This window comes from Nonomuraea sp. NPDC049709 (assembly GCF_040674815.1).
Taxonomy (GTDB): Bacteria; Actinomycetota; Actinomycetes; order Streptosporangiales; family Streptosporangiaceae; genus Nonomuraea.
In genome coordinates this window covers 20086-33453 of sequence record NZ_JBFANM010000058.1, presented here as the reverse complement: position 1 = coordinate 33453, position 13368 = coordinate 20086, and the positions used below count along the sequence as shown (strand labels likewise).

Sequence of the window (13368 nt, the reverse complement as noted above, 5' to 3'; positions counted from 1 at the left end):
GCCGCGACCGTCCGGTCGCGGCCGTCCGCGCGGCCGTCACCCGGGGGTCGCGCCGTAGACCGGCTCCGGGGGTGGGGCGGTGGCCAGGAGGGTGGTGACGGCCTCGCCGACGGCCGCCGGGTCCCAGCGGGCGCCGTGGTCCACGTGCGGGCCGTGGTGCCAGCCGGTGGCCACGGAGATCGCGCCGCCCTCCACCTCGAACACCCGCCCCGTCACGTGGGCCGACTCCTCGGACCCGAGCCAGACGACGAGCGGGGCCACGTTCGCGGGGTCCATGGGGTCGAAGCCGGACTCCGGCCTGGCCATGGCCGTGGCGAACACCTCCTCCGTCATGCGGGTACGGGCGGCGGGGGCGATGGCGTTCACCGTGACGCCGTACCTGGCCAGCTCGGCCGCGGCCACCTGGGTCAGCGCGGCGATGCCCGCCTTGGCCGCCGCGTAGTTCCCCTGGCCGACGCTGCCCATCAGGCCCGCGCCGGACGAGGTGTTGATCACCCGGCCGCTGACCCGGTCGCCGGCCTTGGCCCGCTCCCGCCAGTACGCCGCCGCGTGCCGCAGCGGGAGGAAGTGGCCCTTGAGGTGGACGCGTACGACGTCGTCCCACTCCTGCTCGGTCATCGAGACCAGCATCCGGTCCCGTACGAAGCCGGCGTTGTTGACCAGCACGTCCAGCCGGCCGAACGCGCTCACGGCGGTCTTGACCAGCCGCGCGGCCCCGTCCCAGTCGGCCACGTCGTCGCTGCTGGCCACCGCCTGCCCGCCGAGCCGGTCGATCTCCTGGGCCACGGCCAGCGCGGGCCCGGCCGAGAGTCCCTCGCCGCCGGGGCCGGTGCCGAGGTCGTTCACCACCACGCGGGCGCCCTGCCGGGCGAACTCCAGGGCGTGTTCCCTGCCGATGCCGCGACCGGCACCCGTCACGACCACCACGCGGCCGGCACAGATTCCCACACAGACCTCCCGGAAGGATCAAGCAGAGATATCAGGAAATGTCGCCGGAAACTAGGTGTCGCCAGGCGGGGATCTCGCCGCCGCCGTCCACCCGTACCTCCGCGCCGGTCACGTAACCGGGCGCGGCCAGCCACAGACACGCCTGCGCCACGTCGTCGGGCGTGGCCATCCGGCCGGCCGGAATCGCCCTGCCGTCCAGGTCCGCCCGGCCGCCGTAGTGATCGGCGGCGTCCCGCGTAGCGGCCGGGCTCGCGCCGGAGGTGTCCCGCGTGGTGGCCGGGCTCGCGCCGGAGGCGTCCACCGTGGCGGCCAGGCCCACGACGACCGTGTTGACCCGCACCAGCGGCGCCCACTCGGCGGCCAGGCAGCGGGCCAGGTGGTGCAGGCCGGCCTTGGCGGCGCCGTAGGCGGCGGTGCCGGGCGAGGGGCGCGCGCCGCTCGCGCTGCCGATCATCACGATCGCCCCGCCGACGGCGGCGAGCAGCGGGTACGCGCGCTGCGAGACCAGCAATGGCGCCGTCAGGTTGAGCTCGATGACGCGGGCGTGCAGCCGCGGCGAGGTGCCCTCCAGAGGCGCGGGCGGCGAACCGCCGGCGTTGTTGACCACCACGTCGAGCCGGTCGAACCCAGAGATCAACCGGTCGACGTCCTCGGGAACACGCACGTCGGCCTGCACGAACCGGTCGGGGACGGACTCGGGCCGGGTACGGGCGCAGACGGTGACCTCGGCGCCCGCCGCGCGGAAGGCGGCGGCGATCCCGGCGCCGATTCCCCTGGTGCCGCCGGTCACCAGGACGGCCTTGCCCGCGTAGTCGAAAGTCACGGTCACGGGTGCTACCGTACCAAGCAAGCGTTAGGTGGAGCGAGGAGGGTAATGGGGATCTCGCTGCTGGACGGGCCCGTCGCCGAGGTCGTCGTGGACGTGCCGCCGGTGAACGCGTTGGCCGTGCGGGACTGGGAGGAGCTGGCGCGGGCCGTGCGGGCGGCCGGGGACGACCCCGGGACCAGGGTGGTCGTGCTGCGGGCCGAGGGACGCGGGTTCAACGCCGGCGTGGACATCAAGGAGATGCGCGACACCGAGGGGTTCACGGCACTGGTCGGGGCCAACCGGGCGTGTTACGCGGCGTTCGCGGCCGTGTACGAGTGCGCGGTGCCCGTCGTCGCGGCCGTGCACGGGCACTGCCTGGGCGGCGGGGTCGGCCTGGCCGGGAACGCGGACGTGGTGGTGGCCAGCGAGGAGGCGTACTTCGGGCTGCCCGAGGTGGACCGGGGCGCGCTGGGCGCGGCCACGCACCTGGCCCGGCTGGTGCCCCAGCATCTGTTGCGGGCCATGGTCTACACGTGCCGGAACGTCACGGCGGCGGAGCTGCACGCGTTCGGGTCGGTGCTGGAGGTGGTGCCGCGCGACAAGCTGCGGGACGCGGCGCTGGAGGTGGCGGGGCAGATCGCGGCCAAGGACCCGTACGTGGTCCGGCGCGCCAAGGAGGCGCTCAACGGCATCGACCCGGTGGATGTCAACCGCAGCTACCGCTTCGAGCAGGGCTTCACCTTCGAGCTGAACCTCCTGGGCATCGGCGACCGGCACCGGGAGCGGTTCACGTGACGGCTCCGGCGAGCGTTCCGGAGGGCGGCACGGCGGGCGTTCCGGCGAGCAAGGTGATGACGGCCGAGCAGGTGGCCGCCTCCGTGGAGAGCGGGATGACGATCGGGATCGGTGGGTGGGGCTCGCGCCGCAAGCCCATGGCCCTCGTCCGGGCCCTCCTCCGCTCCCCCGCCCGCGACCTCACCGTCGTCTCGTACGGCGGCCCGGACGTGGGCATGTTGTGCGCGGCCGGGAAGGTGCGCAGGGTCGTGGCCCCGTTCGTGACGCTGGACTCCATCCCCCTGGAGCCGCACTTCAGGAGGGCCCGGCAGGCCGGGAGGATCGAGTTCACGGAGTACGACGAGGGCATGTTCATGTTCGGGCTGCTGGCGGGGGCGCACCGGCTGCCGTTCCTGCCGACGCGGGCGGGGACGGGGTCGGACGTCATGCGGGTCAACCCGGGGCTGCGGACGGTGCGGTCACCGTACGGGGACGGGGAGGAGCTGGTGGCGGTGCCGGCGCTGACCACGGACGTGGCGCTCGTCCACCTGAACCGGGCCGACGCCCGGGGGAACGCGCAATACCTGGGGCCGGATCCGTACTTCGACGACCTCTACGCGAAGGCGGCCGGGCGGTGCTACGTGTCGTGCGAGCGGATCGTGGACCCGGCCGACCTGCTGAAGGAGGGGCCGGTGCAGTCGTTGCTGATCAGCCGGTCGATGGTGGCGGGCGTGGTGGAGGCGCCGGGCGGTGCCGGGTTCACCTCGTGCGAGCCGGACTACGGGCGCGACGAGGCGGCGCAGCAGCGGTACGTGGAGACCCCCTGGGAGGAGTTCCGTGAGCAGGGCTGACGTTTGCGTGGTGGCGTGCGCGGAGGCGTTCAGGGGCGACGGGGAGATCCTCGCTGCCGGGATCGGCGGGGCGATCACGGTGCTGGCGGCGCGGCTGGCGCGGCTGACGTTCGAGCCGGAGTTGCTCACGCACGACGGCACCTGCCTGCTCACCGGCGACGTGCCCGGTCTTGGGGAGGCGCCGGAGGTGGTGGAGGGGTGGCTGCCGTTCCGCGAGCACCTGTGGCTGGTGCTGAACGGCCGGCGGCACGTCATGCTCGGGGCCAGCCAGATCGACCGGTACGGCAACACGAACATCTCCTGCGTCGGCGACTGGGCGCGGCCCAAGGCGCAGCTGCTGGGGGTGCGCGGCGCGCCGGGTAACACGCGGTGCGACCCGACGAGCTACTGGATCCCCCGGCACTCGACCCGGGTGTTCGTGCCCGAGGTGGACATGGTCAGCGGGCTCGGCACGGACCGGGGGGCGTACGAGCTGCGGCGGGTGGTCACGGATCTGGCCGTGCTGGACTTCGGCTCGCCTGATGGGGGCATGCGGCTGGTGTCCGTGCATCCCGGGGTGAGCGTGGACGACGTGGTGGCGGCCACGGGGTTCGAGCTGGGCGACGTTTCCGGAAATGTCGCCCAGACACGAGAGCCGACCGCCGAGGAGCTCCGCGTCCTGGACCGGCTCGACCCCGGCCGCCTGCGCGACCGCGAGGTTGCGGCGTGAGGACCGCGCTGACCACGCTGGTGGGCTGCCGGCATCCGATCGTGCAGACCGGCATGGGGTACGTCGCGGGCGCCCGGCTGGCGGCGGCCACCTCGGCGGCCGGCGGCCTGGGCGTGATCGGCGCGGCCACCATGTCGGTGCCCGAGATGACGGCGGCGATCCGGCGGGTCAAGGAGCGCACGGACGCGCCCTTCGGGGTGAACATCCGCGCCGACGCCGACGACGCGGCGGAGCGGATCGAGGTGATGGTCAGGGAGGGCGTGCGGGTGGCATCGTTCGCGATGGCGCCGCGCCGGGAGCTGATCGCCCGGCTCAAGGACGCGGGCGTGCTGACCGTCCCGTCGGTGGGCGCGCGCCGGCACGCGGAGAAGGTGGCGGGCTGGGGCGCGGACGCGGTGATCGTCCAGGGCGGCGAGGGCGGCGGGCACACCGGGCCCGTGGCCACCACGCTGCTGTTGCCGCAGGTGGTGGACGCGGTGGACATCCCGGTGATCGCGGCCGGGGGGTTCTTCGACGGGCGCGGGCTGGTGGCGGCGCTGGCGTACGGTGCCTGCGGGATCGCCATGGGCACCCGGTTCCTGCTGACCAGCGACTCGCCGGTGCCCGACGAGGTGAAGAAGTTCTACCTGGCGGCGCGCGAGACGGTGGTGACGCCCAACGTGGACGGGGTGCCGCACCGGGTGCTGAGCACGCCGTTCGTGGCCTCGCTCGAACGGTCGCGGCTGGTCAGGGCGGTGGTGAACGGGGCCAGGTTCAAGCGGCTGTCGGGGTTGTCGTGGCGGTCGATGGTCCGCGAGGGGCGGCGCATGCGACGGGGACGCGAGCTGACCTGGGCGCAGGTGCTCCAGGCGGCGAACACGCCGGTGCTGCTGCGGGCGGCCATGGTGGAGGGGCGGGTGGACCTGGGGGTGATGGCCTCCGGGCAGGTGGTGGGCGTGATCGACGACCTGCCGTCCTGCCGGGAGCTGATCGAACGCGTCATGGCGGAGGCGGACTCGGCCCTGGCCCGCCTGCCGGGCCGATCACCAAGTTGACCTCAAGTCCGCTTGAGGTAGCAGGCTGGTCGCGACACCGATGAGGGGAGACCAGCATGCGAGCAGTACAGGTGACGCGGTTCGGCGGGCCGGAGGTCCTGGTGGCCGCGGAGGTGCCGGATCCGGTCGCCGGGCCGGGACAGGTCGTCGTGGGCGTCGAGGTGGCCGAGATCAACTTCGTGGAGACGCAGCTGCGGCGCGGGATAACGCCCGGGCCGCCGCTGCCGGAGCCGCCCTACGTGCCCGGCGGCGGCGTGGCCGGGCGGGTCGTCTCCGTGGGAGAGGACGTCGATCCGGACTGGAAGGGACGGCGGGTGACGGTCTCCACCGCCGCCGGTCGCGGCGGCAACGCGGAGCTGGCCGTGGCCGAGGCGGACGGGCTCGTCGAGGTGCCCGAGGGGCTGGGGCTGCCGGAGGCGGCGGCCCTACTGCACGACGGCGGCACGGCGGTGGGGCTGGTCGACCGGGCCGGGATCCGCGCGGGCGACTGGGTGCTGGTCGAGGCGGCCGCCGGCGGGCTGGGAAGCCTGCTGGTGCAGCTCGCGCTGGGCGCCGGGGCGCGGGTGATCGCCGCCGTGGGGAGCGGGCCGAAGGCGGAGCTGGCGCGGGAGCTGGGGGCCGAGGTGGTGGTCGACTACACCCGCGACGGCTGGACGGACCTCGTACGGCGCGGGACCGGCGGGCAAGGACCCGACGTGGTCTTCGACGGGGTCGGCGGGCCGATCGGGCGGGCGGCGTTCGAGGTCACCGCGCGGGGCGGCACCTTCTCCGTCCACGGCGCCTCCAGCGGTTCGGCCACGACGATCGATCCGGCCGAGGCCGCGGGCCGGGGCGTGACGGTGATCGGGCTCGACCAGCTGTTCGGCCTGTCGGAGCCGGACGGGGCGCGGCTGCGTACGGAGCGGGCGCTGGCGGCCGCCACGGCGGGGCACATCAGGCCGGTCATCGGGCGCACGTTCCCCCTGGAGCGGGCGGCCGACGCCCACGCGGCCATGGAGGCCCGGGCGGTGCCCGGCAAGACGCTGCTGACGCTCTGACGCAACAGCTAGAGAACGGTGATGCCGCGGGCGGCCAGGATGGCGTTGGCCTGCGTCTGGTTGATGATGGCGCCGGCGAACGCGCGCAGCTTGGCGTCGTCCGGCTCGCCCAGGTCCGCCCCGCGCAGGTCCGCCTTGTGGAACTTCGTCTGCAGCAGCCGCGTGCCGATGAGGCGGCAGTCGCTGAGTGTGGCCTCGGTGAAGTCGCAGCCCGACAGGTCCGCGTCGTCGAAGCGGACGCCCTCGATGACCTCCTTGCGCAGCGAGCAACCCCCCAGGTTGGCCAGGGTCAGGTTGGAGCGGGTCACCCTGAAGCCGGTGCCCCGGGAGCCGGTCAGGGCGGCACCGATCATGCGGCAGCCCGTGAACGAGGCGTCCGTCAGCAGCGCCCCGGCGAACTGGGCCGACGACAGGTCCACGTCGGTGAAGGCCGCGTCGATGAGGTCGGCGTCGTTGAACCTGGTCCGCATCCCGCCGCCGCCCGCGAACACCGCGCCGTCGAGGTCGGCCTTGCGGAAGTCGGTCTGCTCCAGCACGCAGGACTCGAAGCGGGCCCCCGCCAGCGAGGCGCCCCACAGGTCGGTCTCCGTCAGGTCGCACTCGCGGAAGACGTGCTCCTCCCCGGGCGGGAGCCGGTCGGCCAGCGCTTTGCGGGAGAGGTCCTCGCCGTCGAAGTTCACGGTCTCAGAGACTACCGGTCAGCAACTCCGCCGCCGCCTGGCCGCAGACCCTGGCCGAGCCATACGTGGCGACGTGCAGGGCGCCCAGGTCCGAGCGGGCGGGCAGGCCCATCTCCACCACCACGGCGTCCGGCCGGGCGCTGAGCAGGTGCCGCAGGGCCTCGGACTGCCAGGCGTGGCGGTGGACGTCCCTGACCACCGCGACCAGCGGGTGACCGGCGGCCGCGCCGATCAGGCGCTCCAGCTCCGAGCCCGTGGCCTGCCCGGCCGTCAGGCGGGTGACCACGGTCCCCGGAAGCAGGCGGCTCAGGGGCTCGCCGACGCCCCACGGGGTGTTCCTGTCGATGGCCAGGTTCATCTCCGGGGCCAGCTCCACCACGTGCGGCGCCGCCTCCAGCGGCAGCACGGGCGTGGCGGAGCGGCGGGTGACGCGGATCGCCCGGCGGGCGGCGGCCAGGCCGATGCCGGCGTCCGCGGGAGCCGGGCTGCCCGAGGAGGCGGCCCACGCGGCCAGCTCGCGGACCCTGCGAGCGGCGTCGGCCAGCCGTTCCTCGGGCAGCAGCCCCTCGGTCACCGCCGCCGCGATCGCGTCGCGGATCCCGGCCGCGGTGGCCTCGTCGGCCCGCTCGCCGCCGACGCAGATCGCGTCGGCGCCGGCGGCGATGGCGCGGGCGGAGGCGCCCCCGATTCCGTGGGCCTCCGACACCGCGGCCATCTCGATGCCGTCAGTGATGATCATTCCGTCGAACCCGAGCTCCTCCCGGAGCAGCCCGGTGAGCACCTTGGGGCTGAGCGTGGCGGGCCGCTCGGCGTCGTACGAGGGCACGAGGAGGTGTCCGGTCATGACCGCCTTGACCCCCTCCGCGATCGCCTCCCGGAAAGGGAACAACGCGTCCTCGATCCCGCTCTCGGCGACGACCGGCACCCCGTGGTGGGAGTCCACCGAGGTGTCCCCGTGCCCGGGGAAGTGCTTGGCGCAGGCGGCCACCCCGGCCGACTGCAGTCCCCGGACGAACGCCCTGGTGTGCCGGGCGACCAGCTCCGGGTCGGCGCCGAAGGCCCGCAGGCCGATGACCGGGTTGTCCGGGTTGGAGTTCACGTCGGCCGAGGGTGCGAAGTCGATCGTGATGCCCGCCCTGGCCAGGTCCCCGCCGAGGTCGGCGGCCAGCGACTCGGTGAGGTCCACGTCGTCCACGACGCCGAGCGCGTACCCGCCGGGTCGGCTGCTGCCGGTGGCCACCTCCAGCCTGGTGACCTCGCCCGACTCCTCGTCGGTGCCGACGAGCACCGCCGGGTTCTCGGCGCGCAGCGCGGCGGTCAGCCGGGCCACCTGGGCCGGGCCGGCGATGTTGCGCGAGAACAGCACCACGCCCGCCAGCCCCTCGCCGAGCCGGCGTCGGATCCAGTCGGGGGGCGTCTGTCCCGGGAAACCGGGGAACAGGACGGCGTCGGCGAGGCGAAGCAGGTCACCGCTCAGGGGCATGCCCCGAAATCTAATAGGAAAGTTTCCTATTTGCTAGAGGTATTTTCTGACGTCAGCCCGCTCCCCTTCGTGACGAACTCCGCCACCGTACGCACCGGAGCCCCCGGATTGTCCACGAAGTCCACCGCGCGGAACGCCACCCGCAGCTCCTCGCCACTCACCGTGCACGACAGGTAACCGCGGTGGTCGTCGAAGAACTTCAGATGCGGGTTGGCGGCCAGCACGGCGGGACCGTCGGTGGCCGGGGGCATGCTGGTGATCGACGTGCCCACGAACTCGGCCCCGACGACGGCCGAGCCCGGGTCCAGGAAGTCGGCCTTCAGCTCCCCGGCCCAGGCGTTGTGCACGTCACCGCTGAACACGGCCAGTCCGGGCGCGTTCGCCGCCAGGATGCGCGAGCGCTGCGCCTGGTGACCGTCCCAGGAGTCGCCGCGCAGGTTCGGAGCAGGGCCGGGCACGAAGCGGCGGGCGAAGAACAGCGGCTGCACCAGCAGGCGCCACCTGACCGGGCTGGTCACCAGCCGCGAGAGCAGCCACTGCTCCTGCGCGGCGCCGAGCATGGTCGTGGCGTCGCGGTGCTGGCGCACGTCGAGCACCATGAAGTCGGCCACCGTCCCGTACGTCCGCCTGCGATACATCTGCAGATTCCCGCCCTGCGGCCGCACCCGGATCGGCAGGTTCTCGTAGTACGCCTGGTAGGCCGCGTCCCGACGCCTCAGGAACGCCGCCGACCCGTCCCCCCTGCCCCGGTAGTTGTCGAGCACCTCGTGGTCGTCCCAGGTCGGCACCCACGGCGCGGCGGCATGCGCGGCCTGCAGGTCGGGGTCGGTCTTGTAGCGGGCGTAGCGCTGGCGGTATTCGTGCAGCCGGCTCGTCTCACCCGGCAGCGGCCCGAGCGGTCGCACGACGCGGGCCGACTGGCGGGACTCGTAGATGTAGTCGCCGACGTGGAAGACGACGTCCGGCCGCTCGGCCGCCAGATGCCGGTAGGCGGTGTAGAAGCCGTGCTCGTAACGCTGGCAGCTGGCCACGGCGAACCGCACGGGCCGGGCCGACTCCGGGTCGTCGGCCGTCCTGGTGCGCCCCACGGGGCTCTGCCCGCCGCCGGTCCTGAACCGGTAGAAGTAGTCGGTGCCCGCCTTGAGCCCGGACACCCTGACGTGCACGCTGTGCGCCCAGGCCGGCAACGCCTGGGCGGTCCCCTGGCGCAGGCCCTGGGTGAAGCGCTCGTCCTCGGCCAGCTGCCAGCTCACCTCGACCGCCCGCGGCGCCATGCCACCCGGCCGGGCGGGGTCGGCGCTCAGGGGGTTGACCGCTAATCGGGTCCAGAGCACCACACCGTCGGGCAGCGGCTCGCCGGAGGCGACACCGAGGGTGAACGGATTCGCCATACCCTCATGGTGCCGCCTGAGCGGGGGGAGCGAGGCGCTCGACGACGGTGACGTTCGCCTGTCCTCCGCCCTCGCACATGGTCAGCAGGCCGTACCTGCCCTCGGTGCGCTCCAGCTCGTGCAGGAGCTTGACCGCGAGGACGGCGCCGGTCGCGCCGAGCGGGTGGCCGAGGGCGATGGCGCCGCCGTTCGGGTTGACCTTGGCGGGGTCCGCGCCGGTCTCCTTGATCCAGGCCAGCACCACCGAGGCGAACGCCTCGTTGATCTCGATCGCGTCGAAGTCCTCGATGGACATGCCGGTCATGCCAAGCGCGTGCACGGTGGCGGGGATCGGGGCGGAGAGCATCATGATCGGGTCGTCGCCGCGCGCCGACAGGTGGTGCACGCGGGCGCGCGGGGTGAGGCCGTGCTCGCGTACGGCGCGGGGCGAGGCGATGAGCAGGGCGGCGGCGCCGTCGGAGATCTGGGAGGCCAGGGCGGCGGTCAGCCGGCCCCCTTCCGTGAGGGGCTTGAGTGCGGCCATCTTCTCGCGGGTGGTGTCCCGGCGGGGGCCCTCGTCCGTGGTGGCGCCCTCGTAGGGGGCGATCTCGCGGCGGAAATGTCCGGCGTCGATGGCGTGCAGCGCCCTTCGGTGCGACTCGTACGCGTACCGCTCCATCTCCTCCCGCGAGAGGCCCCACCGGGCGGCGATCATCTCGGCGCCGGCGAACTGCGAGACCTCCTGCGTGCCGTACCGCTCGGCCCAGCCCTTGGAGCCCCCGAAGGGGGTCTCGTGCCCGAGCGGGCGGCCCGCGAGCATCGCGGAGGAGATGGGGATCATGCTCATGTTCTGCACTCCCCCGGCCACCACCAGGTCGTTCGTGCCGGACAGCACGGCCTGGGCGGCGAAGTGCAGCGCCTGCTGGGACGAGCCGCACTGGCGGTCGATCGTGACGCCCGGCACCTCCTCGGGCAGCCCGGCCGCCAGCCAGCAGGTGCGGGCGATGTCCCCGGCCTGCGGGCCGATCGTGTCCACGCAGCCGAACATCACGTCCTCGACGGCCGACGGGTCGGCATCGGCCCGGTACATCAGCTCCTTGAGCACGTGCGCGCCGAGGTCGGCGGGGTGGGCTCCGGCCAGGCCGCCGTTCCTGCGCCCCACGGGGGTGCGGACGGCGCCGACGATGTACGCCTCACTCATTACCGCATCGTAGCAAGCGCTTGGTCTAGCCGCTAATGCCGCATGAGCTGGGGCAGTTAGGTGAACAAGCGATTGTCTGAGGGCTCATAATGGGGACGTGACCACGCGAAAGAACTCCGGCAGCACCACCACCCCGGCGAAGCGCCAGCGCGCCACCTCATCGGGGTCGGCGTCCGAGCGCCGTGACCACCTCGTCAAGCTCGCCGCGGAGCTCTTCGCGCGCAAGGGCTTCCAGGCCACGACAGTACGCGAGATCGCCGACGAGGCCGGCATCCTCTCAGGAAGTCTCTACCACCACTTCGACTCCAAGGAGACGATCGTCGACGAGGTGCTGTCCACCTTCCTCGACGACCTCATCGCCCGCTACCGCGCGGCCCTCGACACCAGCGCCGACGCCCGCACCGTGCTGTCGGAGATGGTCCGCATCGGCTTCGGCACGCTGGAGCCCCACCGCGCCGCCATCACGGTGATGCAGAACGACTGGAACTACCTGCGCCAGTTCGAGCGGTTCAACTACCTGGTCAAGGCCGAGGACGAGGTCGAGCAGATCTGGGTGTCGCAGATCAAGGCGGGGCAGGCGGCCGGCTTGTTCAGGTCCGACGTCGATCCGAAACTGACCTACCGGATGATCCGCGACACGATCTGGGTCGCGGTGCGCTGGTTCCGGCCCGGCGGCAGGCTCAACACGGCCGGGCTGGCCGAGCACTACATCACCGTGCTCTTCGACGGACTCGCCACGGGCGAGCGCACCACCCAAAAGGGATGAGCCTCGGCAAGGCGGTGCGCCTGGCACTGCAGGAGGCGGCCGAGCCCGGCAAGGCCGAGGCGATGCGCGCCTACATGAAGTCCACGATGCCGTTCCTGGGCGTCCAGGCGGTGCCCAGGCGGGCGGCGCTGCGGAAGGTGTTCGCCGAGCACCGGCTCGACACCGCGCCCGAATGGCGGCGGGCGGTGCTGACGCTGTGGCGGGAGGCCGAATATCGCGAGGAGCGGTACGCGGCCATCGAGCTGTCCGGCTACCACTTCTACCGGGAGTTCCAGACCCTCTACACCGTGCCGATGTACGAGGAGATGATCGTCTCCGGGGCCTGGTGGGACCTGGTGGACGAGCTGGCCACGCACCGCGTCGGCGCGCTGCTGGCCACGTTTCCGGACTCGATGCGGCCGCTCATGCTGGAGTGGGCGCACGACGGGGATCTGTGGAAGCGGCGGACGGCAATTCTGTGCCAGAACCGGTTCAAGGGGCGTACGGATACGGCGTTGCTGTATGCATGCATCGAGCCGAGCCTGTCGGACAACGACTTCTTCGCCCGTAAGGCCATTGGGTGGGCGTTACGTGAATACGCCAAGACGAATCCGGGCGAGGTGCTGCGCTATGTCAAGGCCAAGGGGATCTCGGGGCTGAGCCGGCGTGAGGCGCTGAAGAACGTCCCGGTCACCACCTGAGCGCCCGCCCGCGCCCGCATGGGGCCTGATCCGCCGCGTCTCCAGCGGGGTTCCTCCGGAACAGACGCGCACTCGCGCGACGCCTTGCGGTGGGCCCTGGTGCGGGGTGCTCCTCAGCGGGTCCACAAAGCGTCCTGGACGGCCTGGACCAGGGCCATCAGCTCTGGGGTGACGCGCTCTCTCGACCAGGCCAGGGCGTAGGTGATGCGGAGGTCGCCCGCTTCCAGCGGCACGAACCGGACGTCGTCCCGGCGGATGCTGCGCACCAGGAGTTGCGGGATGGGCAGCAGGCCGGCGCCGGCGGCCACCAGGTCGAGCGCCGCGGCGAAGTCGTCGTCGGCCACCAGGCGGGGGCGGCCCGGAAGACCCGGCCACGGGCGGTTGGCCGGGGTGAGCAGCACCTGGCCGCCCAGTTCGTCCGCGGTCACCCGGGGCCTGGACTCCAGCCGGTGCCCGACCGGGACGGCCAGGTGGTCGACGGTGACGTGGAACCTGGCCGCCGTGACGAACTGGGCGGGCGCGGGGGTGGCCAGGATCGCCGCCGAGACCTCGCCGTCCGCCAGCGCCCGCACCGCGGCCCCGCGCCCGGCCGCCCGCAGCTCCACGCCGACGGCCGGGGTGCGGCCCGCCAGCCGCCTGACGATCCGCGCCGCCAGCGCGCCGACGATCGGTGGATAAGCGAGGTGAATGGTCGGCCTGGCCAGCCGGGCCGCTTCGGCGGTGAACGACCGGGCCGACTCGATCACCTGCTCCGCGTACGCCAGCAGCGCCTTGCCCTCCCCCGTGAGCCGCACCTCCCGGGCGGTCCGCTCGAACAGCCTGATCCCGGCGGCGCGTTCGAGGCGGGTGATGGCCTGGCTCATGGCGGGCTGGGACATCCCCAGGTCGGCGGCGGCGGCCGAGAAGCTGAGCCGTTCGGCGACCCTGGTGAAGCAGTGGATCTCCCGGAGCATAAGCAGCATCAATACATGGTGCACGACTTCCCGGGTAGTCGGCACGATTCGAGCGACCTGATCGATAACGAGGG

General features: G+C 73.0%; 14 protein-coding genes. 7 read left to right on the top strand and 7 right to left on the bottom strand.

The window, feature by feature from the left end:
- Positions 1-36 precede the first annotated feature (36 nt).
- Together AB0J69_RS42820 and AB0J69_RS42815 are read right to left on the bottom strand one after the other, a co-directional pair.
- On the bottom strand, positions 37-948 hold the full coding sequence (locus AB0J69_RS42820) for an SDR family oxidoreductase (protein ID WP_364130313.1): 912 nt from the start codon (positions 946-948) through the stop codon (positions 37-39).
- 31 nt (positions 949-979) lie between these two features.
- Positions 980-1777, bottom strand: a complete 798-nt coding sequence (locus tag AB0J69_RS42815; protein ID WP_364130310.1) for an SDR family oxidoreductase — start codon at positions 1775-1777, stop codon at positions 980-982.
- Positions 1778-1822: 45 nt separating this feature from the next.
- Here AB0J69_RS42815 and AB0J69_RS42810 point away from each other — a divergent pair, with 45 nt between their 5' ends.
- The 5 genes from AB0J69_RS42810 to AB0J69_RS42790 are packed head-to-tail and all read left to right on the top strand — an operon-like array spanning position 1823 to position 6161.
- Positions 1823-2551, top strand: a complete 729-nt coding sequence (locus AB0J69_RS42810; protein ID WP_364130308.1) for an enoyl-CoA hydratase family protein — start codon at positions 1823-1825, stop codon at positions 2549-2551.
- Positions 2552-2607: 56 nt separating this feature from the next.
- Complete coding sequence (locus AB0J69_RS42805; protein ID WP_364130436.1) at positions 2608-3381, top strand: CoA-transferase; 774 nt, start codon at positions 2608-2610, stop codon at positions 3379-3381.
- A complete protein-coding gene (locus tag AB0J69_RS42800; protein WP_364130305.1) occupies positions 3368-4090 on the top strand; it encodes a CoA-transferase in 723 nt (240 codons plus the stop codon). Before AB0J69_RS42805 ends, AB0J69_RS42800 begins: the two co-directional genes overlap by 14 nt.
- Positions 4087-5124, top strand: a complete 1038-nt coding sequence (locus tag AB0J69_RS42795; protein WP_364130302.1) for a nitronate monooxygenase — start codon at positions 4087-4089, stop codon at positions 5122-5124. Before AB0J69_RS42800 ends, AB0J69_RS42795 begins: the two co-directional genes overlap by 4 nt.
- A gap of 56 nt (positions 5125-5180) precedes the next feature.
- On the top strand, positions 5181-6161 hold the full coding sequence (locus tag AB0J69_RS42790; protein WP_364130300.1) for a zinc-binding dehydrogenase: 981 nt from the start codon (positions 5181-5183) through the stop codon (positions 6159-6161).
- Positions 6162-6169: 8 nt separating this feature from the next.
- Here AB0J69_RS42790 and AB0J69_RS42785 read toward each other — a convergent pair whose 3' ends face one another.
- The 4 genes from AB0J69_RS42785 to AB0J69_RS42770 are packed head-to-tail and all read right to left on the bottom strand — an operon-like array spanning position 6170 to position 10895.
- Positions 6170-6841, bottom strand: coding sequence for a pentapeptide repeat-containing protein (locus AB0J69_RS42785; RefSeq protein WP_364130298.1), 672 nt, complete (start codon positions 6839-6841; stop codon positions 6170-6172).
- A gap of 4 nt (positions 6842-6845) precedes the next feature.
- The gene (locus tag AB0J69_RS42780) at positions 6846-8324 is read right to left on the bottom strand and encodes a glycoside hydrolase family 3 N-terminal domain-containing protein (RefSeq protein WP_364130295.1); all 1479 of its coding nucleotides are present in this window, start codon (positions 8322-8324) and stop codon (positions 6846-6848) included.
- A gap of 26 nt (positions 8325-8350) precedes the next feature.
- Positions 8351-9715, bottom strand: a complete 1365-nt coding sequence (locus AB0J69_RS42775) for an alkaline phosphatase D family protein (RefSeq protein WP_364130292.1) — start codon at positions 9713-9715, stop codon at positions 8351-8353.
- Between the two features lie 4 nt (positions 9716-9719).
- Entirely contained in the window at positions 9720-10895 is a 1176-nt protein-coding gene (locus AB0J69_RS42770; protein WP_364130289.1) for an acetyl-CoA C-acetyltransferase, read from the bottom strand.
- A gap of 97 nt (positions 10896-10992) precedes the next feature.
- Between AB0J69_RS42770 and AB0J69_RS42765 the strand changes: the two genes are divergently transcribed.
- The gene (locus tag AB0J69_RS42765) at positions 10993-11661 is read left to right on the top strand and encodes a TetR/AcrR family transcriptional regulator (RefSeq protein ID WP_364130287.1); all 669 of its coding nucleotides are present in this window, start codon (positions 10993-10995) and stop codon (positions 11659-11661) included.
- Entirely contained in the window at positions 11658-12341 is a 684-nt protein-coding gene (locus tag AB0J69_RS42760) for a DNA alkylation repair protein (protein ID WP_364130284.1), read from the top strand. The genes AB0J69_RS42765 and AB0J69_RS42760 overlap by 4 nt, the downstream gene beginning before the upstream one ends.
- Before the next feature lie 113 nt (positions 12342-12454).
- On the opposite strand, the gene AB0J69_RS42755 is transcribed toward AB0J69_RS42760, so the two are convergent.
- Positions 12455-13303: a LysR family transcriptional regulator gene (locus tag AB0J69_RS42755; protein WP_364130281.1), complete on the bottom strand. Its 849-nt coding sequence runs from the start codon at positions 13301-13303 to the stop codon at positions 12455-12457.
- Positions 13304-13368 lie beyond the last annotated feature (65 nt).

Excerpts from the sequence above, each read along its gene's own strand:
- AB0J69_RS42780 (WP_364130295.1), bottom strand. The coding sequence starts at position 8,324 with ATGCCCCTGAGCGGTGACCTGCTTCGCCTCGCCGACGCCGTCCTGTTC.
- AB0J69_RS42770 (WP_364130289.1), bottom strand. The coding sequence starts at position 10,895 with ATGAGTGAGGCGTACATCGTCGGCGCCGTCCGCACCCCCGTGGGGCGC.
- AB0J69_RS42810 (WP_364130308.1), top strand. The coding sequence starts at position 1,823 with ATGGGGATCTCGCTGCTGGACGGGCCCGTCGCCGAGGTCGTCGTGGAC.
- AB0J69_RS42790 (WP_364130300.1), top strand. The coding sequence starts at position 5,181 with ATGCGAGCAGTACAGGTGACGCGGTTCGGCGGGCCGGAGGTCCTGGTG.
- AB0J69_RS42805 (WP_364130436.1), top strand. The coding sequence starts at position 2,608 with ATGACGGCCGAGCAGGTGGCCGCCTCCGTGGAGAGCGGGATGACGATC.
- AB0J69_RS42755 (WP_364130281.1), bottom strand. The coding sequence starts at position 13,303 with ATGCTGCTTATGCTCCGGGAGATCCACTGCTTCACCAGGGTCGCCGAA.
- AB0J69_RS42760 (WP_364130284.1), top strand. The coding sequence starts at position 11,658 with ATGAGCCTCGGCAAGGCGGTGCGCCTGGCACTGCAGGAGGCGGCCGAG.
- AB0J69_RS42775 (WP_364130292.1), bottom strand. The coding sequence starts at position 9,715 with ATGGCGAATCCGTTCACCCTCGGTGTCGCCTCCGGCGAGCCGCTGCCC.